A 16,605-nucleotide genomic window follows, 5' to 3' on the forward strand; every position below is an offset into this window, starting at 1 on the left:
GGCGAAGCGGGGCGATGTCGTTACCACTGATAACTTACGAAAATTTTCCCGTTGCGCCCGTCCTGCGGAATCCCCTGCGGCGACCAGTACTCTTTATCGAAGGCGTTACCCAGCACCAGGGTGGTGGTGACGCCTTTCAGCTGTTGCTGGCCCTCATAACTGACGTAGAAGTCGTTAACCGCATAGCCCGGCTGCTTGCTGTAGCTGCTGCTGACGTGGGTGGAGCGATCGGCAAACGTCCCAATCCAGCCGACCGAGAAGCCGCTGTGCGCCACCGGAATATTCAGCTTGCTGGTGACCGTGTCCGGGTTGATGCTGGAGATGTACTCCCCGGTGTCGGTGTCTTTCCCGCGCGTGCGGTTGTAGGCCACGTCGAGGCTGAACAGGTCCGCGCTATATTTGGTCATCACGTCCCAGCCCCAGATTTTGGCGTTCGGCACGTTATAGGACATCGTCGTTGCTGCCGCGAAATCGACCGCCGTGGAGATGTAATCCTTCGCTTTGGTATCAAAGTAGCTGGCTTTGAATTCGAGGGAATCGTTGGCCAGCATCAGGTCGTCGAAGCGCAAACCAAAACCGTACTCCTGCGTTTCGTTTGTTTCCGGACGCAGGTTCGGGTTCGGTACCCAGTAGTTAGTGTAGAAGCTACCGATGGAGAAGTGCTTCGAGTCGTTGTACATCTCGCCCATTGTTGGCGCGCGGAAGGCCTGCGCGTAAGAGCCGAACAGCATCAGCCAGTCGGTTGGGCTGACGGTCATCCCGGCGCGGGAAGACCATTTATCGGCATCCACGTCGTCGTAACCGTCGCTGCTGCCGCGATAGTTGTCATAACGCGTGCCGCCAAGCAGGGTAACAGGCAGATCGCGAAGGGTGATTTCGTCCTGGATCCAGCCGGAGCTGAAATCGATTTTCGCTTCCGGGAAACCGGTGGTAACGCCGCCGGGTTCCTGCTCCTGACGATAATATTCACCGCCCCAGGTCAGCAGGTGAGAGGCGAAGGAGTCGCTGAACAGACGGCTGCGGTTTTCGACTTTGCCGCCTTTAGTGGTTTGCTTGCGGAATTCGCCGGTGTTATCGATGTTTTGCGCGTTAATGCGTGCTTCCGACCAGTAGATTCTGGCGTCAGCGTTCAGCCAGTCATTGCCCTGCGGCGCGAGTTTATAGGTGAGCTGTGCATCGCGCTGAATGGTGGAGCGATCGACCATCGGGTTGCTGCTGGTGGAGGCTTCGATAGTCTGCGGGTTTTTCGGCTCCTGCGCTTTGTTGTTGTAGTAGCGGAATGAGCCACCCAACGTCTGAGCATCGTCAATTTTCCAGCTTCCTTTCGCCAGCATGTTATTGATCGACTCATCGTTTGGCGCCGTTGATCCATCGCCCTGGCGCAGATCGCCACGATCGCGGCTCGACCACGAGACGATGCCGTCAAGCGTATCCGTGCGACCAAAGGCGCTTGCGCCCATACCGATGCTGTGATCGCCCGTCGCCCCGGTGCCAAAGACGCGGAAGCCGCTGTTCTGGCCATCGCGCAGCAGATCTTTAGCGTCTACCGTGTCGTATGAAATGACCCCGCCCAGCGCGCCGCTGCCGTACAGCAGCGCCGACGGGCCGCGTACCACTTCGATACGCTTGATCAGCGCCGGATCAAGAAAGGTGCTGTTGAGGTGCCCGGTATCGGTGCCCTGGCGCACGCCATCCACCAGAATCAGTACGCCGCGACGATCGTAGCCGCGCATGTTGACGTCCTGACCGTTGGTGCGGCCTGTGCCGTCAAGCGTAATGCCCGGCACGGTGCGCAGCAGGTCAGCCGCGGAACTGGCGGTTTGATTTTCAGGTTCGGTGGTATCGATGACGCTGACCATCATGGGCGCTTCAAATACGCTGCGGGCGTTACCGGTGGCGGTTACGGTCATGGTATCGGCGGCGAGGGCAGTACCGGGCAGAATGCCGGCGATGGTCAGGGCCAGCAGCGTCGGGCGCAGCGGGGCGGATTGCGGGCGTAGCATAACAACTCTCCATAAGGAAAATGAAAAATTGCTGGCTGCCTGGGAGTCACCTGGGTGGCTGGCGAAATAGGATGATTTATTTAGTCAGGATCAATTTGCCGGATTGCGTCTGGCGAAGCTGATAATGTTGGCCATTGTGCTCAATCAGCACCGAACCCTCGTCGCCGAGCAACAATTTGCTGCTAATCAAGCGCTTCTCGTGCGAAGGGTACGGCGAGGCGCTGTGCTTTGTCCGGTCTTCTGCTGTGTTATTCATACCAGGCGCGTTCCGTTATGAAAATGATAACTAAGTCGATAACGAGAAGCATTATCAATATGTGTTGATTTGTATCAAGCTTTTTTTTACGGAAAAGAGAGATTGGGGGGAATTTGGGGGGGATGCGTGCTTGCTTCCCCCTCGCCCCTCACCTACATCGCATCAAACATATAACTCACCGACAACCCTACGCCATAATTGCGTCCCGGAGCCGGTTCGTAATAACGCCCGTTGCTTTCGTTGACGATAACCGAACCCACATACTCTTTATCAAACAGGTTATCGACGCGGGTATACACATCCACCACCCAGTTATCCGCCACGAACTTATAGCCGCTGTTCAGCGCCGTGACCGTGTACGCCGGAGCCTGTTCGGTATTCGCGTCGTTGGCCTGAATGTCGCTCATGTAGCGCATTTCCGCGCCTGCATACCAGCCTTCTTCCGGCACCCAGCCCAATGAGGCGTAAGCGCTGTTGCGGGCAATACCTGGAATACGGTTGCCGCTTTGGATCGTGCTGCTGGCGTCTTCGCGATAGGTTGCATCCAGCCACGTCCAGGCGAGTTTGGCGCGCCATGCGGTAGCGAACTGCTGATCCCACGCCAGCTCTACGCCGCGACGGCGTGTTTTCCCGGCATTTTGATAGGAGGTACGCCCGTTGTCGCTGGCGGCTACCACAATCTCATCCTTCGTATCGGTGTTAAAGACGGAAAGGCTGGCAAGCCCGGTGCCAACCTGCCACTTGCTGCCTGCTTCAACGGTGGTATTCGTCGCTGGCTGTAAGCCAAAGTTCAGGCCGGATTGCCCATCAGGGCGATACGACAGTTCATTAATCGTCGGCGTTTCGAAGCCACGCCCGGCGGAGAGATAAACGTTCCACGTCGGCGTCATGGCATATTTCAGCGCGGCCGCCGGAAGCCATTTGTGATAGCTTGCTTCGCCGCTGTCGTCGCCATTTTTACCCACCACATAATGGTCATTGGAATCAAACCACACCGAGCTGTAACGTACTCCCGCATCGAGACTCAGGGCAGAGGTAAGCTGCCAGTTGGTCTGAATGTACGGGTCGAGGTTCCACATCAGGTTACGTTCGTTGCGACGCATGTCGCCCTTCGTCCCCAGATCGTAATGACCGTCCTGATAGACAAAGTTTTCATACCCTTTGCGCTGCTCGGTCATTGTCTCGTAGTCGAGGCCCGTGGTGATAGAGTAGGGCAGGAAGCCGCTCTCTTCGTGGTGCGTCCAGCGGGTATCAATGCCCTGGTAGCGACGCGTTAAATCAATCACGCCGCCCGGATGCGTGTCGCTGCGCTGCTGCACAAAGTAAGGAATAGACTGGTACTGCACGGTTTCACGGATACCGGCCCAGGTCATCACGCTCAGGTCGTCGTGCTCGCCCAATCCTTGTTGATAGCGCAGCCCGGCCTGTGTCTGCTTGACGGTTTTGCGCATGCGATACTCTTCGCCGCGCGGCGCTTGCGCCGGGTTATCTTTCCACTCTTTGCGGGTTAAACCACCCGGATCGTCCGCGGTGATATCCACGCTGTTGAGCTGCAATGTCAGGCTGCCGGTGTCGTTGACCTTCACGCCCAGTTTGGCATTGAGCAGGTTTTTGTGCGCGGCGCTGTTGTCGCGAAAACCGTGTGTAGAGAAGCGACTGCTGGAGACGGTGTAGTTCACATCGCCTTTCTGCGTGCCATCGCCCACCGCACCCGTGGCTTTTAACCCGGTACGCCAGGTACCGAAGCTGCCGTAATAGTTGCTGCTTTCAATCGTCGTCGGCTGGCGGCCCGTTTCTGTTTCCACGTTCACCACGCCGCCGGAAGCGTTGCCATAAAGCGCGGAGAATGGCCCGCGCAGCACGTCGATACGGTCAATCGAGCCAACATCAATATTGGAGAGCTGCCCCTGACCATCCGGCATGGTCGCAGGAATGCCGTCCACGTACAGCCGAAGGCCTCGAATACCAAAGGTCGAGCGCGCGCCGAAACCGCGAATCGACATCTGTAAATCCTGGGCGAAGTTCTGTCGGTTTTGAATTTGCAGGCCCGGCACATCGGCCAGCCCTTCTGAAAGGTTAATTCGCGGCGCGGCGTGACGGATATCGTCACCGTAATTGACGGAGACGGCAGCAGGCGTATCTAACGCGGAGAGGCCGGAATGGGGCGCTGCGCTGACGATCATGGTTTGCTCACCATCATCTGTTGCGGCGTCCTGCGCATAAACGTATGAAACCGGAGACAGCACAAAGGTGGCCGCCAGCCCGGAGAGGGGCAGAGTTAATTTCATCGGTGTGTTTTTTATAGGAAAGGGAAAAAAATCAGGCGGGCCAATAGACCCGCCTGCAAGTGCATTATTTACCGGTATATTCGAAGACGATAATCGAACCCGGGTTGCTCAGGTTGTGCGTCGGATGGTTAGACTCATCCATCACGTTGCCGAAGTTATCGGTGGCAACGAAGATTTTACGCGTATCCGGGCTGACCACCACCATGCGGTAGCGGTTGGCGGTGTGGAAGTATTTCGCCACGTCACCCTGCACGTTTTTCTTATCGGCGTTCAGCAGAACACGATAGAGCGCGCCATTTTTCATCGAACTGACGATGATGGAGTTACGCCAGCTTTTGATGACGCCATCGGCCGGGTAGTACGCTACGCTTGACGGTGCAATAGTCGGCCAACAAATGTACGCAGAATCCGCGCTGCAGCTGGCGTCGTTATAGGTGTAGCCCTCTTTGACGGTGAAGAAGGTTTTGATTGGCGCTTTAAAGTCAGCAGCTTTCCATTCAGTCTCTTTCTGCACCGGTACGCCTGCCGGGATGTGGTTCGGGTCCCATGTCAGCGACGGGCAGTTTTCAGCTTTCGAGTAGTTTGCATAAACGTAAGCCTGATCGTCCTGGAAGCCTGCTACGTGCGGCCAACCGTAGTTTCCGCCCGCTTCCAGAATATTCAGCTCATCGTCAGAAGAGGGGCCTTGTTCAGAGGCGTAAAGGGTATCGCCGACAAAGACCAGCCCCTGCGGGTTACGGTGACCATAAGTGAACAGGTGGCTTTTAATGCCGTGAATGGTTGGGTTATCTTCCGGAATGGAGCCGTCGATATTCAGACGCAGCACTTTACCGGCATAAGCGGCGTAATTTTTATTTTTCAGCTCATCCTCAGTTGGAATTCGCTGTGCATCAATAGGTTTGCAGAAATTCGCGCCCTGGTTATGCCCTTGCTCACCGATGGTGTAATAGAGTTTACCATCTGGCCCAAAGCGCAGACGCCCACCATTGTGGTCATTCCCCGCCGGGAAACCGGCCAGGATTTTTTTTTCGTTACCCAGTTTTTGGGTTTTTTCGTCATATTCCAGACGAACAATTTTGGCATGTTCTTCATTACCGTTCATATAGGTATAAGCGGTATAAACATAATTATCGCCACCCGCTTTCATAAAGTTTGGCGATAATGCCAGACCCAGCACACCTTCGTGTTGCGGGCCGGTATGGACGCCGCTCAGCGTGATAGCGACTTTTTTCTCGCCGGTTTTCGGGTCGATGCGATCGATAGAAGCGGCTTTACGTTCGGTCACCCACAAATAACCATCCGGGCCCCACACCATATCCCACGGCGCATCCAGGCCGCTGATCAGAACGTGTGCGGAAAACGGCTCATTGGCCTGAACTTCCGGATGTTTTGCCGATGATGCATGACTCGTGGTTGCGGCATAGCTGACGCCACACAGGGCAAGCGATAACGCCACTGCCTGGCTGATTCGTTTGGTTTTATTATTAAACATTGCTGGCTCCATACCATAGAAATAGCCTCAGACTTATCCGAGGCTATCGGGATGGAATAACTATTGTCTGTGCGTCACATTTTGTCAAACTGTGACAAGTTGTGTGAAAGGTTATGATTAATGTAACTGTAAGCGCAAAAAAGAATATAGAGTCAATTTCTCCTCTCAATGGATTAGGAATTTTACGAGTCAACGCCGAATATTTTCACAGGATGTCTGGATTGATTGAGGATAACTATTGTTAAGAGGCGAAAAAAAATATTGTCGATATGATATTTAAATTTTTTGACTGAGTTATAAAAATTTTTTATCCATCATTTTAAAAGCTGGGAGGGAATTATCTGAAGAAAAGTTGTCGCTATTTAATATGTATGATAGCTGATGCATTATATTAATGTTAATTGTTTTTTGATTATTTGTAAAATCAAGCGATAAAGCAAAACGCTTTACCGCATGAGATTGTTTAACGTCAAAAAACGCATGAAATTAGTGATGGGTCTGGCGGGGGAGAGAATTGGCGTTGGATTGGCCAGCGGTCAGGGCTTCGATACTCTGCTCTTGCCACAGCAATCCCTGTAGCGCAAACCACGGCATGTTATCAAGCCAGGTCAGATGCTCCTGTGTTTCAATCCCTTCAACGATCACCTGATAATGGTTGGCGCTGAAGTAGTGCAGCAGCGAGGCCATCAACTGCTGCCCGTTTTTCTTTTCACGCAGATTCCACAGCAGATTTTTATCCATTTTAATAAAACGGAAAGACTGCATCGCCAGTGCGCCAAACCCGGCATAGCCCGCGCCAAAGTCATCCAGCCAGAACGAATATTTATCGCCCAGCGCCTCGATGGCCGGATTGCGTTTGACCAGGGTACTGGAAAACTCGCTCACCTCGAAATGCAGGCAGCCGATGGTTTTTACGCAATCGGCAATAAAGTCATCGTTCAGCGTATGCAGTGTGGCCTCGTCGACATTAATCGTGACCATCACGTCATTTTGCTGAAACCACCACTGATAGCTTTTCACCAGCGCAATTTGCTCCTGCAAAATGCGCGCGCGAAGCTCATCGGACGCGTCGCTAAAAAACTGTTCTACGGTGATGGCCGCGCTTCCCGGTTCCTGCGTAAACCGGGTTAAGCACTCAACGGCAATCATTTTGCCTGCACGGTCGAACATGGGCTGAAAAACATAGCGCAGTCCGGTTGGCTCGGCGGAGGTCAGCGACATTTTCGTAGAGTGTCCTCGTGTTATTTAAAGGTCACGTCAATATTAGCTGACGCGTTGAATTTGCCCACTTTCGGCGTTGCGCTGAGCCATTTCAGGCTGGCGAGGAAATTACTTTCGACAACGCTGCCGTTCACATAGCCCAGTTCTGTTGGCGTGTTCATGCTAAGCCAGGTGTTCGGCGAGTCGGCGCGGGAAAGCAAAATCCCGAAACCGCTGTTCTGTTCCGGCAGAATCAACTGATTATCCTGCGTCGGGTAGGTGGTGCTGAAGTTCGCCATCAGCGTCTGTTTTTCGCAATCCTGCCCCTGGCCGGTCAGGTCGGCGCGAATGCTGAACGGCACCTGCTTTTCAATCTTGCCGACGACCGCATTACGCGCCGGAATAGCGCCAAAGTTTACCGTTTCGCCATTGTTGGCAGAGACGGTAATTTTTGGGCTACAGGAGATGAACCTGATATTGCCAAGCCCGGAAACATAGGCACGGAAGTTACTGTTCGGTTGGTTGTTTAAGCCGCCTTCACCATCGACCTGAAAAGCGGCATATTTGCTCTGATCGTTGATCACGCCGTTGGACGGCGGTGGGTTCCCCGTCGCTTTGATATAGATGGCGTAAGTCGCGGTGATCGTCTGGGAAATTGCGGGTGCTTTACACCGGCCATTTGACCCTCGGTTACAGACAGTACCCGGCCCGATGTCGGTACTTTTGACCTTAGTAGGGTTGATGTCCGTACCAAGGAAGGTCACGCCGACCTCCAGCGAGTTGTGGATAGCCGACATTTGACGGTCCGGATCCCACCACAGATAGGCGTCTTCCCCCTGCGGGTGGTTGTTGGTATCGGTACATTTAAAGGTCGAGGTAAACGTTGACGATCGCCATAACACGGTGCCCGCCGTCAGATTCGCGGTAGAGACGTTGATCTGGTGATCCAACGGAATTATCTGCTCTACGCTGCCGTCGCTAGCGCGTTTACAGGTCAGCGCATAGCTGCTGGTGGAGAACAGCGCGCCGGACAAAATCAGCAGAAGCAGCCCGGTGCGCGGCGTTGGGGTAAAAATCCGCATGGTAAATATCCTTTAGTTCCGGTTACAGGTGAGAGAGACAACCTGGTAACCACCGGGTTGATCGCGGTCGACAGGAGGCAGTTCAGGTATCGGCATGGTGCAGGACGCGCTGTCGTCGTCGCCCCATTTCACCCGCAGACGTTCACCGCTTTCGATACCGGCAACATAGGCTTCGCCGCGCGTGCCGACGACGCCAACGTTCACGCCCTGCTGGTTAAAGATATTGGCGCCAATCATTGGCGCAGAGCCGTCCGCCAGTTTGGCGTGGATCAGCAGGCTGTGGCCAAGATGCGTTTCAAACTCGACGCGGCCAATGGCACGCTGTGTCGGCACGATATCTTTTGCCGCCAGTGGAATTTCCATGCCATTACCAATATCTGAAGTACGCAGTGCGACGCGGTTGTGGCGATACGGCATTGCAGAGGTCAACACCGCATAGCCAAACCGGTCGATTGCCACCCCTGGCTGGTTTTCCAGGCGCACACCTTGCGCGCCCGGCGCTTTCACCAGCACAAAGGTATTTTGCAGTGGCTGCGACAGCGTTACGCCGCCGGAGTGCGCCACTACGCCACCAGAGACGTTGAGGGACGTCTGTTGATAGTTGTTGTTGTAGTTGTAGCCCAGCGCCACGTTACCCATGCTGCCCATGTAACCCAGGTTCGCTACGCTGGTGTCACCGCCATACTGGGAATGGCCGCTCTGGACGAAGTAGTTCATGCGGTGGTCATCCAGCAGCGTGCCGCTCAGGCCCGCGCTGTAGCCATCGCCGCTCTGCTTGCTGTGCGAGGCGTTAAAGGACGCGACGGTCTGGTTATCCGGGCTAAAGATGTTGAACGGAATTGATACGCTGACGTTCACGCTGTTATCGCTGTAGCCATAGTTACTGCGGCTGCTTTGATAGAACAGGCTGTAGTTCACTGAATGGAAGCTGGTGTTGATCCCGGTCTGGATGGTGCGATCATACGACGAGGTGTTCCAGTAGTTCTGGCGGGTGAAAGTGGCATACAACGATGCCCCGGCCACGTGCTGGTTGACGGTCACCTCGACACGCTGGCGTTTGTTGTTATAACGCATCGATTCGTAATAGCGACGGCGCTGGCTCTGCGTCGCCCATGACGGCGCGCCGCTGTTATCGCCTTCCTGATCGTAATATTCCGTCTGGTAGAAACCGTTTTTCCAGTTGGAGCGTTCGGTCACCGCATCCGAGAAATCATAGAAGCCGGACGTGGAGTAACGATAACCGGCAATTTGTAATTCGGTGCCCAGCGCGTTCAGCGATTTCGAATAGAGGAAACGTACGCTGGCGCCGCGTTTGCTGTCGCCAGAGGCCAGATCGGTGTCAGACCACGACGCATCGACGGACGCCGCGCCGTACTCGCCCATATTCTTACCGATGCCCAGCACGCCGGAGCGGTAGTTTTCCGCCACGATCATCCCGCCGTACGGGGTGATGTCCCATCCCGCGCCGTGAGAAATCGTACCCTGAATAAAGTTCGGTTCGTAATCAGTCGTACCGTCGTGATATTTCCCGGCGGTTACCTGATATTCCCAAATCCCTTCGCGCAGCATATTCGGCACGGAAGAGTAGGGAAGCGTGAAGTTATGGCGCGTGCCATCGGCCTCAATGACCGTGACGGCCAGGTCACCGCTCAGGGTACTGGGGTGAATGTCTGTCAGCGCGAATGGACCTGGCGGCACGACGGTGCTGTAAACCGTATAGCCGTTCTGGCGCACTTCTACGCGGGCGTTACTGTTGGCGACACCGCGCACTACCGGCGCGTAGCCCTGGCGGCTGTCCGGCAGCATTTCCGGCACGCTGGAAAGCTGCGCGCCACGGAACTGGAAGCTATCGAAAACGTTGTTATTGGTGTTGCTCTGACCAATCAGCACGCGGCTACGCCACGGCACAATGTCTGTTTCCGCCCAACTGGACACGGAATTCCACTGCGCGTTTTGTCCGCTCTCTTTTGAGACGGTTGAGTTGTTGCGAAAACGCCATGCGCCGATGTTGATGCCGTTATTCAGCGTCAGGAAGGAGTAATCGCTATCGCGCTTTGCACCGTTGCTGGTGTAGCGGGAATGGCTGCCGCTGTAGGCGTAGTTGGAGTAGGCGGCGTTGATCCCATCGTCATACACCAGGGGAGAAATCATCCCCTGCGGGCGCGGTTCAAGCTCGGTTTGCGGCACGGAAATATCCAGCTCCTGAAGTGCCGCATTCCAGCTAACGCTGCTGCCGGGGATCCCTTTGACCAGATCGTAACACGCGCTGCTTCCTGCCGTTTCTGGCACCAGAACGCCATATTGACGGAAGCTCTCTGCATCTAAACAAAAATAGCCAGGGGAATTGGGGCCATCTTTTTTAAATTCAACGTCGCGGTGATCGACGCGAATTTTGTTCAGATAAATATCAAAGGGATAGTGACCCGGCAGGATATCATCGCTGTTGGATAAACTCTGCACAAGCGAGGCATTGTCGGCCCCGTGGATAAAAGAGGTATTGAACTGTTCTTCCGCGTTAACAAACGGCGTCGCCAACAATGGCATTGTTGATACGTAAACGGCGCAACGAATCCGCTGCGCCAGACGTCCTGGTGTTGTCCTTATCTTATGGCTGGCCATTGTGCTGGTCCCTTATTGTAGGCGGATGTCTTTAATTTCCGTGTGTCCGCCAAAATCATTAATAAAGGTAAAAGAGAGCTGATCGGCGATAGATGCGCCCGCCGGTAAGTTGATGCGCATAGAGTCCATCGGATTGACCATATCGGCATTCACTTTCCAGGTTTTGCTGGCGCCATTTTTCAGCGTCAGCGTGCCAAAAGTGATGTGGAGCGGGCCGTTATTGGTGACCACCAGCTGATTACCTTGTTTACGCCAGCTCAGCGCTTCCACTTCTTTTTGCAGGGTGGTTTTCAGCGTGGTTGGGCGATAAAAAAGTTTCACGCGAGTGCGAATGGCAATTTGCAGCACGTTCTCTTGTTTTGACGCAGGGGGAATTTCCTGAACGTTAATCCAGTACACGGTTTCACGGTCAGTCGGCAGACCTGCGCCGGAGTAAATGAAACGCAAAATTGCGTCTTTATTGCCCGCAAGTTTTAAAATGGGCGGGATTGCCTGCATCGGTAAATTCTTAGGCGTGGCGGATGAATCTCCGGTATCCAGCCAGGTCTGAACCATCCATGTTTCATCCGTATCGTTATGAATGGACAGCGCGGCGGATTTTTCATTGCCGTTATAAATCACACGCGTTTGATCGACCTGGATACCCGCAGATGCATCTAATGACGCCAGCAGTAATAAGGCTGCTACTATTTTTTTCATTTACCCGTTCCAGTTATATTTAATTAGCCATCCGTGGCTAACATCCGTTATCCGTAATTATTTGTATTCGATGGTGAAGGTTGCGCTGGCGTTTGCAGAACCGGCCGTCACTTTATCCAGGAAGGATTTGTAACGTGCTTTCAGGTTGAAGGTTGCAGTGCCGCTGGCATCACCAGTGGTGGCAACGTTAACCCATGGGGAGCTGGCATCAGCATCCTGGTTAATCGGGATGACTTTCTCGTCGTTAGTCAGAATTTCGATACCAACGCCGCCTGCCTGGTCAACGGACAGCAGGTTTGGGTTACCCGCAACTGACGGGCCGTCGAAACGCAGGGAGTAATCACCCGCTTCGCATTTTTCCAGGTTGATGGTGAAGGCTTTAGAAGCGGTGACGTCGCCTTTGGTGGCAAATGCACTGGTAGGATATTTACCAATGAAGACGTTTTTATTCTGGTCGCCAGAGGTCACTGTACAGGTGGATTCGATAATTTCACCGGTAAAATTGACTTTACCATTTACTGCATAAGCATTCATTGCGGATGCGGAAATAATGAGAGCCGCAATCGGCAGCAATTTCTTATTCATTTTAACTCCATGTATTTTTTTGAAAAACGACATAAGTAGTCAGCACTGAAAGTGAATGCAGTGCAGCCAGGCATGCAACCAGCCAGTGCAGGCAAGTTGAGTGCGATGAAATTTACAGCAACACTTTGATTACAAGGATTGTTTTAATATTTTAATGGATTGTTATTGATAGGCAGAAACAGTTGATTAGAACTCGTATTTATGTCTTATCGGAAAAGCCCTGGATTATTCGTAAGTTAGGCTAAGTCATATCCTAAATGAGAATTGATTATATACCGGTGTTAATCAATTAAACCGAATGCATTGATAGATAAAAGCAATAAGAACAGGTTAGCAATTCTGATAAGATCATCCGCCATATAAATGAAAAACGCAGATCTCTTTTTTAGCAAAAAGAGGCATATAGCGTTAACTCCGGCATATGTGTTTTTAAACAATAAATTTACGACTTAACAGCTAATTCACATATTGAGTACAGATAAACGTATTCTGTATTGATCTCGCCAGGCACTATTGCAAAAACTCAGCATATTTATGGAACTCAGCCATTTGAGGTTTGAGTGATATCTGCTTATTCAGCAGTTAGCTTATTGGCATACTTGCATTAACCCTGTCAGGGCGGTTAAGCGCAGTTTCCTCTGGTCAGAGAATTATGGACGAATCATACGTGAAGCAGGGTTTGTTTGAGAGCGTGGCGATTATTCGCGAGGCCCTCAAAAAAGGATGTCTGGTTGATATTCATAGCAAAAATACCGACGTGTTTTGCAAAATACAAAAACTGGATGCGTCCGGTTTTTACGTTCCGTGGGAGGGTGATGCGCCGGAAACGGAAGAAAATCTTGAGGTCGAAATTTTTGCCGATACCGGCAAATTCGAATTTCATGCCGCAGCTTCCGCGATTCACGCCCCGGGGGGCGAAAACTGGCTCTATATTCACTATCCCGATGCCATTAATGTTACGCAACGCCGTAAGCATCCCCGTTTAACGTTTAGCGATCGTCGTGTTTACACCGCGCAGGGAAAATTTAACGATGGTCTCTATTACCAGTTTCGAATTAAAGATCTGTCGCCGGGGGGCTGCGCGCTGATTGCGGAAGATGGTGAACGCGCCCAGGCGCTAATCAGAACCACGCTGCGCAATATCGAGCTGGATTTTGGCAGCCACGGTACCCTTGTGGCGGATCTCTTTGTGTTGAGCAGCGAAAAAATGGCGGCCTCTGAGGATGATGCGGCCCCCGCCTGGCATCTCTCCTGTCAGTTCAAACGCATCAGTGAACCCATGCGGCGCAATCTCGACAGTATTGTGATCAAACTGCTGCTGGAAGAGAAGCGCTTGCATCGGTTGTAGCTGCACGCCTTCTCAGGCGGGCGGCTGTATACCTAAAAGGTATCATTCCTTCCTTTATAAGGTATTGGTTTTCAATATAAAAATAACTTATAGATTCTCCCTCTGCTAAATAAAGAACTACAGATGGGGAAGGGGAAATGCATAAAGCAGGCGATGAACTGATCAAGAGCGTGATTGATATCCGCTTCTCAGCGTTGCAGTGGCGGGTTATCGCTATCTGTTTTCTGGTGGCGCTGTTTGACGGTTTCGATACGCAGGCGGTGGCTTTTACCGGGCCTGCGATGATTGATGCCTTTGGCGTGGATGTCAAAAATCTGGCGCCGGTGCTGACGGCGGGTATTGTGGGCATGACGGTGGGCGCGATGCTGCTGGGTATGCTGGGCGACAGAGTCGGCCGACGCATCACGCTGATGGTCTGCGTGCTGATTTTCTCCGTCGCCACGCTGCTGACCGCGTGGAGCACCCATCTTGATACCATTTTCATTTTGCGCGTCATTGCCGGGTTTGGCATGGGCGGCGCAACGCCAGTGTTACTGTCGCTGGCGGCGGAATATTCTCCGCATCGCCATCGCGGGCTGGTCACGACCGGCGTGCTGCTGGCGCTTCCCGCAGGCGCCATGTCCGGCGGACTGCTGGCGGCAGACATGTTGCCGCGTTGGGGATGGCAGAGTATTTATCTGATCGGCGGCGTCGCGCCACTGTTGTTGCTGGTGGTGATTTTCTTCCTGCTTCCCGATTCGCTGGAATCCCTTTACGCGCGTCGCAGCGCGCGCTCGCTGAAAAAAGCCAACGCCATTCTCAGCCGCATCGCCGGGCGTGAAGTGGTACTGCCTGATGCCTCAACTCAGGATGCCGCCGTTCCCGCGCGACCTGTTTCTCGTCTTAGCCATCTGTTCAGCGGGTCTCTGCGCCTGACCACCATGGGCATCTGGAGCGTCTACTTCTTCAACTGGGTGGCGTGGTTTATGCTGCTATCGTGGTTGCCAACGCTGCTCAAGCAGGCCGGCCTTGCGCCCGCCGATGCGCCCTACGCCTCGGTGACGGTCAATGCCGCGTTTATTGCCTTTGCGCTGCCTTTGTCGTGGTTCCTGCCGCGTATCAACACGCTTAAAATCCTCTATCTGATGTTTGCCGTCGGTATCGCGGTTGCGCTGGCATTGAGCGTGGCGATTCCTCAACAGCTTTGGCTGGCCTCATTCCTGCTTATCGCCTTCGCCGGGTTTGGCGTCGGCGGACAGCAGCTGGCGTTAAATTATCTGGTGGTCGCCACCTATCCCGCCGCCGTCCGCGCCACTGCGATGGGATGGGCGATTGGCATGGGGCGCATGGGCGCGATTGTGGGCTCAGCCATCGGCGGGCTTGTGCTGAGCGGCGCAGGCACGGGCGGTTTCTTCCTGGTGCTGATTGTGCCGCTGGCGATCTCCTTTGCCAGCCTGTTGCTGCTGCGTCGCCGTTATGTGCAGGCGACGAGCCCGCAGGATGAAGTTGCGGTTCACTGACAGCTTGCGGGGCGCAGCAGATTTTTGCAGCGTTCAACCAGCGGATTGGCCTCATGTCTGCGATAGCTCAGGATGATGGGTGAGGTGACATGAGGCTCCTTCACGGCGACATAACGCACGCCTTCACGGTTAATTTGCCGTGCCGATTCCGGTACCAGCGCAACGCCCATGCCAGCGGCAACCAAAGCAATAGCGGTTTGCATATCATTCGCCTGCTGGCTCGGGTTGACACGCAGATGATGTAGCTCAAAAAGGCGCAGCGTGTGATCCGCGTAGCCTGGACGCGGTTGTGCAGGATAGAGAATAAACGGCTGCTGGCTCAACTCGGCCAGACTGACCGGGTTACTGTTCAGGATATGGTTGCCCGGCAGTGCGGCAACCAGCGGTTCTTCACGGATCGTTAACTGTTCAATTTCGCTATCATGCAAATAAATTCGACCAAAGCCGACGTCAATCCGACCTTTCTTCAGCGCCTCAATTTGCCGCAGCGTAACCATCTCCTGCATCTCAACGGCAATCGCATTTTCATCGTGAAGCCGCCGGATAAGCGAGGGTAATTCCCCGTACAGCATGGAAGGCGCAAACCCGATAATTAAGCGTGCGCGAGACGCATGGGCAATCTGCCGGGTTTGCTGTGCTATCTCTTCCAGTCGGTTAAAGAGCGGCTCGATTTGCTGATAAAGATAAACACCGGCTTCGGTCAGCGCCAGTGGGCGGGTACGGGTGATGAGTGTGACGTTTAGCTGTGATTCCAGCTGCTGGATCTGCCGGCTCAACGGCGGCTGCGCGATGTGAAGGTTTTCCGCCGCCCGCGAAAAACTCAGCGTGCGACACACTTCCTGGTAGTAGCGCAAATGGCGCAGTTCCATGCATTCTCCTGCGGTAAAAAAATGGGATAGTGTTTACGGTTTCTTAATGATGACATTCAACTCTAGTCCATTTTTCTATGAGGAAGAGAGGGAGTGGGATAGTGTCGCCAGAATGATGCTTTTTCCACGATAAATGTCTGCGTCGAGCATGATATATCGATCGTTTTTTCTGATGTTTTCTTGGGGGAAGACCCTGAGTATTTTCTGGTGATTAAGTAGTAGTGCTAATCAAATGAACGTAGAATAAAAAATAAGTAACGGTTATTTATTAGATTTACTTAATGCTTTTTGCTACGAACATGTTTAATTAAATTTAATGATATTTTCTTTTCTCTATTTTACATTGCGTATCAGGATAGTTTCTTTTTTTGTATAACCAATTGAATTTAATGATGTTTTATAAAAAATATCATGTATTTATTATGAGTTTTGTTTTGTTTTTTAAATATGAGACGCCATTAACAAAATTCCTACATTGATAGTGTGGATATGAAGTGAATGTTGTGTTAGATTTTTCCTAAGTAAAATTCTTACAAGAAATTATTTTTGATTTTAGTACTGAACTATTTCTCTGAGCGAATGACGTGTAGAGAGACTAAAACTCTCAGAACAGCATTCTTTATCAATTCTACGAATCAGGTGTGGCAAAAAGTAATACGGCCTCC

12 protein-coding genes are annotated in these 16,605 nt (G+C 52.8%); 2 read left to right on the forward strand and 10 right to left on the reverse strand.

The window, feature by feature from the left end; all coding sequences use genetic code 11:
* Nucleotides 1–20: 20 nt before the first annotated feature.
* The 9 genes from AC1MKH_RS05090 to AC1MKH_RS05130 all read right to left on the reverse strand — a co-directional run bounded on the left by AC1MKH_RS05090 (nt 21) and on the right by AC1MKH_RS05130 (nt 12,224).
* Nucleotides 21–2,003, reverse strand: a complete 1,983-nt coding sequence (locus AC1MKH_RS05090) for a TonB-dependent hemoglobin/transferrin/lactoferrin family receptor (RefSeq protein WP_276222704.1) — start codon at nt 2,001–2,003, stop codon at nt 21–23.
* A gap of 76 nt (nt 2,004–2,079) precedes the next feature.
* Nucleotides 2,080–2,259: a hemin uptake protein HemP gene (hemP, locus tag AC1MKH_RS05095; RefSeq protein WP_276222702.1), complete on the reverse strand. Its 180-nt coding sequence runs from the start codon at nt 2,257–2,259 to the stop codon at nt 2,080–2,082.
* Between the two features lie 152 nt (nt 2,260–2,411).
* The gene (gene pqqU / locus AC1MKH_RS05100) at nt 2,412–4,547 is read right to left on the reverse strand and encodes a TonB-dependent receptor PqqU (protein ID WP_276222700.1); all 2,136 of its coding nucleotides are present in this window, start codon (nt 4,545–4,547) and stop codon (nt 2,412–2,414) included.
* Nucleotides 4,548–4,611: 64 nt separating this feature from the next.
* Nucleotides 4,612–6,039 (reverse strand): glucose/sorbosone family PQQ-dependent dehydrogenase, encoded by a 1,428-nt coding sequence (locus AC1MKH_RS05105; protein WP_276222698.1) that lies wholly within the window; start codon nt 6,037–6,039, stop codon nt 4,612–4,614.
* A 486-nt stretch (nt 6,040–6,525) separates the two neighbouring features.
* The gene (locus AC1MKH_RS05110; protein WP_276222697.1) at nt 6,526–7,260 is read right to left on the reverse strand and encodes an EAL domain-containing protein; all 735 of its coding nucleotides are present in this window, start codon (nt 7,258–7,260) and stop codon (nt 6,526–6,528) included.
* Nucleotides 7,261–7,280: 20 nt separating this feature from the next.
* Nucleotides 7,281–8,321: a fimbrial protein gene (locus AC1MKH_RS05115; protein WP_276222695.1), complete on the reverse strand. Its 1,041-nt coding sequence runs from the start codon at nt 8,319–8,321 to the stop codon at nt 7,281–7,283.
* A 12-nt stretch (nt 8,322–8,333) separates the two neighbouring features.
* Nucleotides 8,334–10,940: a fimbria/pilus outer membrane usher protein gene (locus AC1MKH_RS05120; protein ID WP_442961945.1), complete on the reverse strand. Its 2,607-nt coding sequence runs from the start codon at nt 10,938–10,940 to the stop codon at nt 8,334–8,336.
* A gap of 12 nt (nt 10,941–10,952) precedes the next feature.
* The gene (locus tag AC1MKH_RS05125) at nt 10,953–11,639 is read right to left on the reverse strand and encodes a fimbrial biogenesis chaperone (RefSeq protein ID WP_149463567.1); all 687 of its coding nucleotides are present in this window, start codon (nt 11,637–11,639) and stop codon (nt 10,953–10,955) included.
* Between the two features lie 57 nt (nt 11,640–11,696).
* A complete protein-coding gene (locus tag AC1MKH_RS05130; protein WP_276222693.1) occupies nt 11,697–12,224 on the reverse strand; it encodes a fimbrial protein in 528 nt (175 codons plus the stop codon).
* Nucleotides 12,225–12,876: 652 nt separating this feature from the next.
* On the opposite strand from AC1MKH_RS05130, the gene AC1MKH_RS05135 reads away from it, so the two are divergent.
* Together AC1MKH_RS05135 and AC1MKH_RS05140 are read left to right on the forward strand one after the other, a co-directional pair.
* Nucleotides 12,877–13,572, forward strand: coding sequence for a flagellar brake protein (locus AC1MKH_RS05135; protein WP_276222691.1), 696 nt, complete (start codon nt 12,877–12,879; stop codon nt 13,570–13,572).
* 137 nt (nt 13,573–13,709) lie between these two features.
* On the forward strand, nt 13,710–15,071 hold the full coding sequence (locus tag AC1MKH_RS05140) for an MFS transporter (protein ID WP_276222689.1): 1,362 nt from the start codon (nt 13,710–13,712) through the stop codon (nt 15,069–15,071).
* Here AC1MKH_RS05140 and AC1MKH_RS05145 read toward each other — a convergent pair.
* Nucleotides 15,065–15,940 (reverse strand): LysR family transcriptional regulator, encoded by an 876-nt coding sequence (locus tag AC1MKH_RS05145; protein WP_276222687.1) that lies wholly within the window; start codon nt 15,938–15,940, stop codon nt 15,065–15,067. The two genes, AC1MKH_RS05140 and AC1MKH_RS05145, sit on opposite strands and share 7 nt — an antisense overlap.
* Nucleotides 15,941–16,605 lie beyond the last annotated feature (665 nt).

The sequence above is a fragment of the Pseudocitrobacter sp. CD920760 genome, assembly GCF_057782505.1.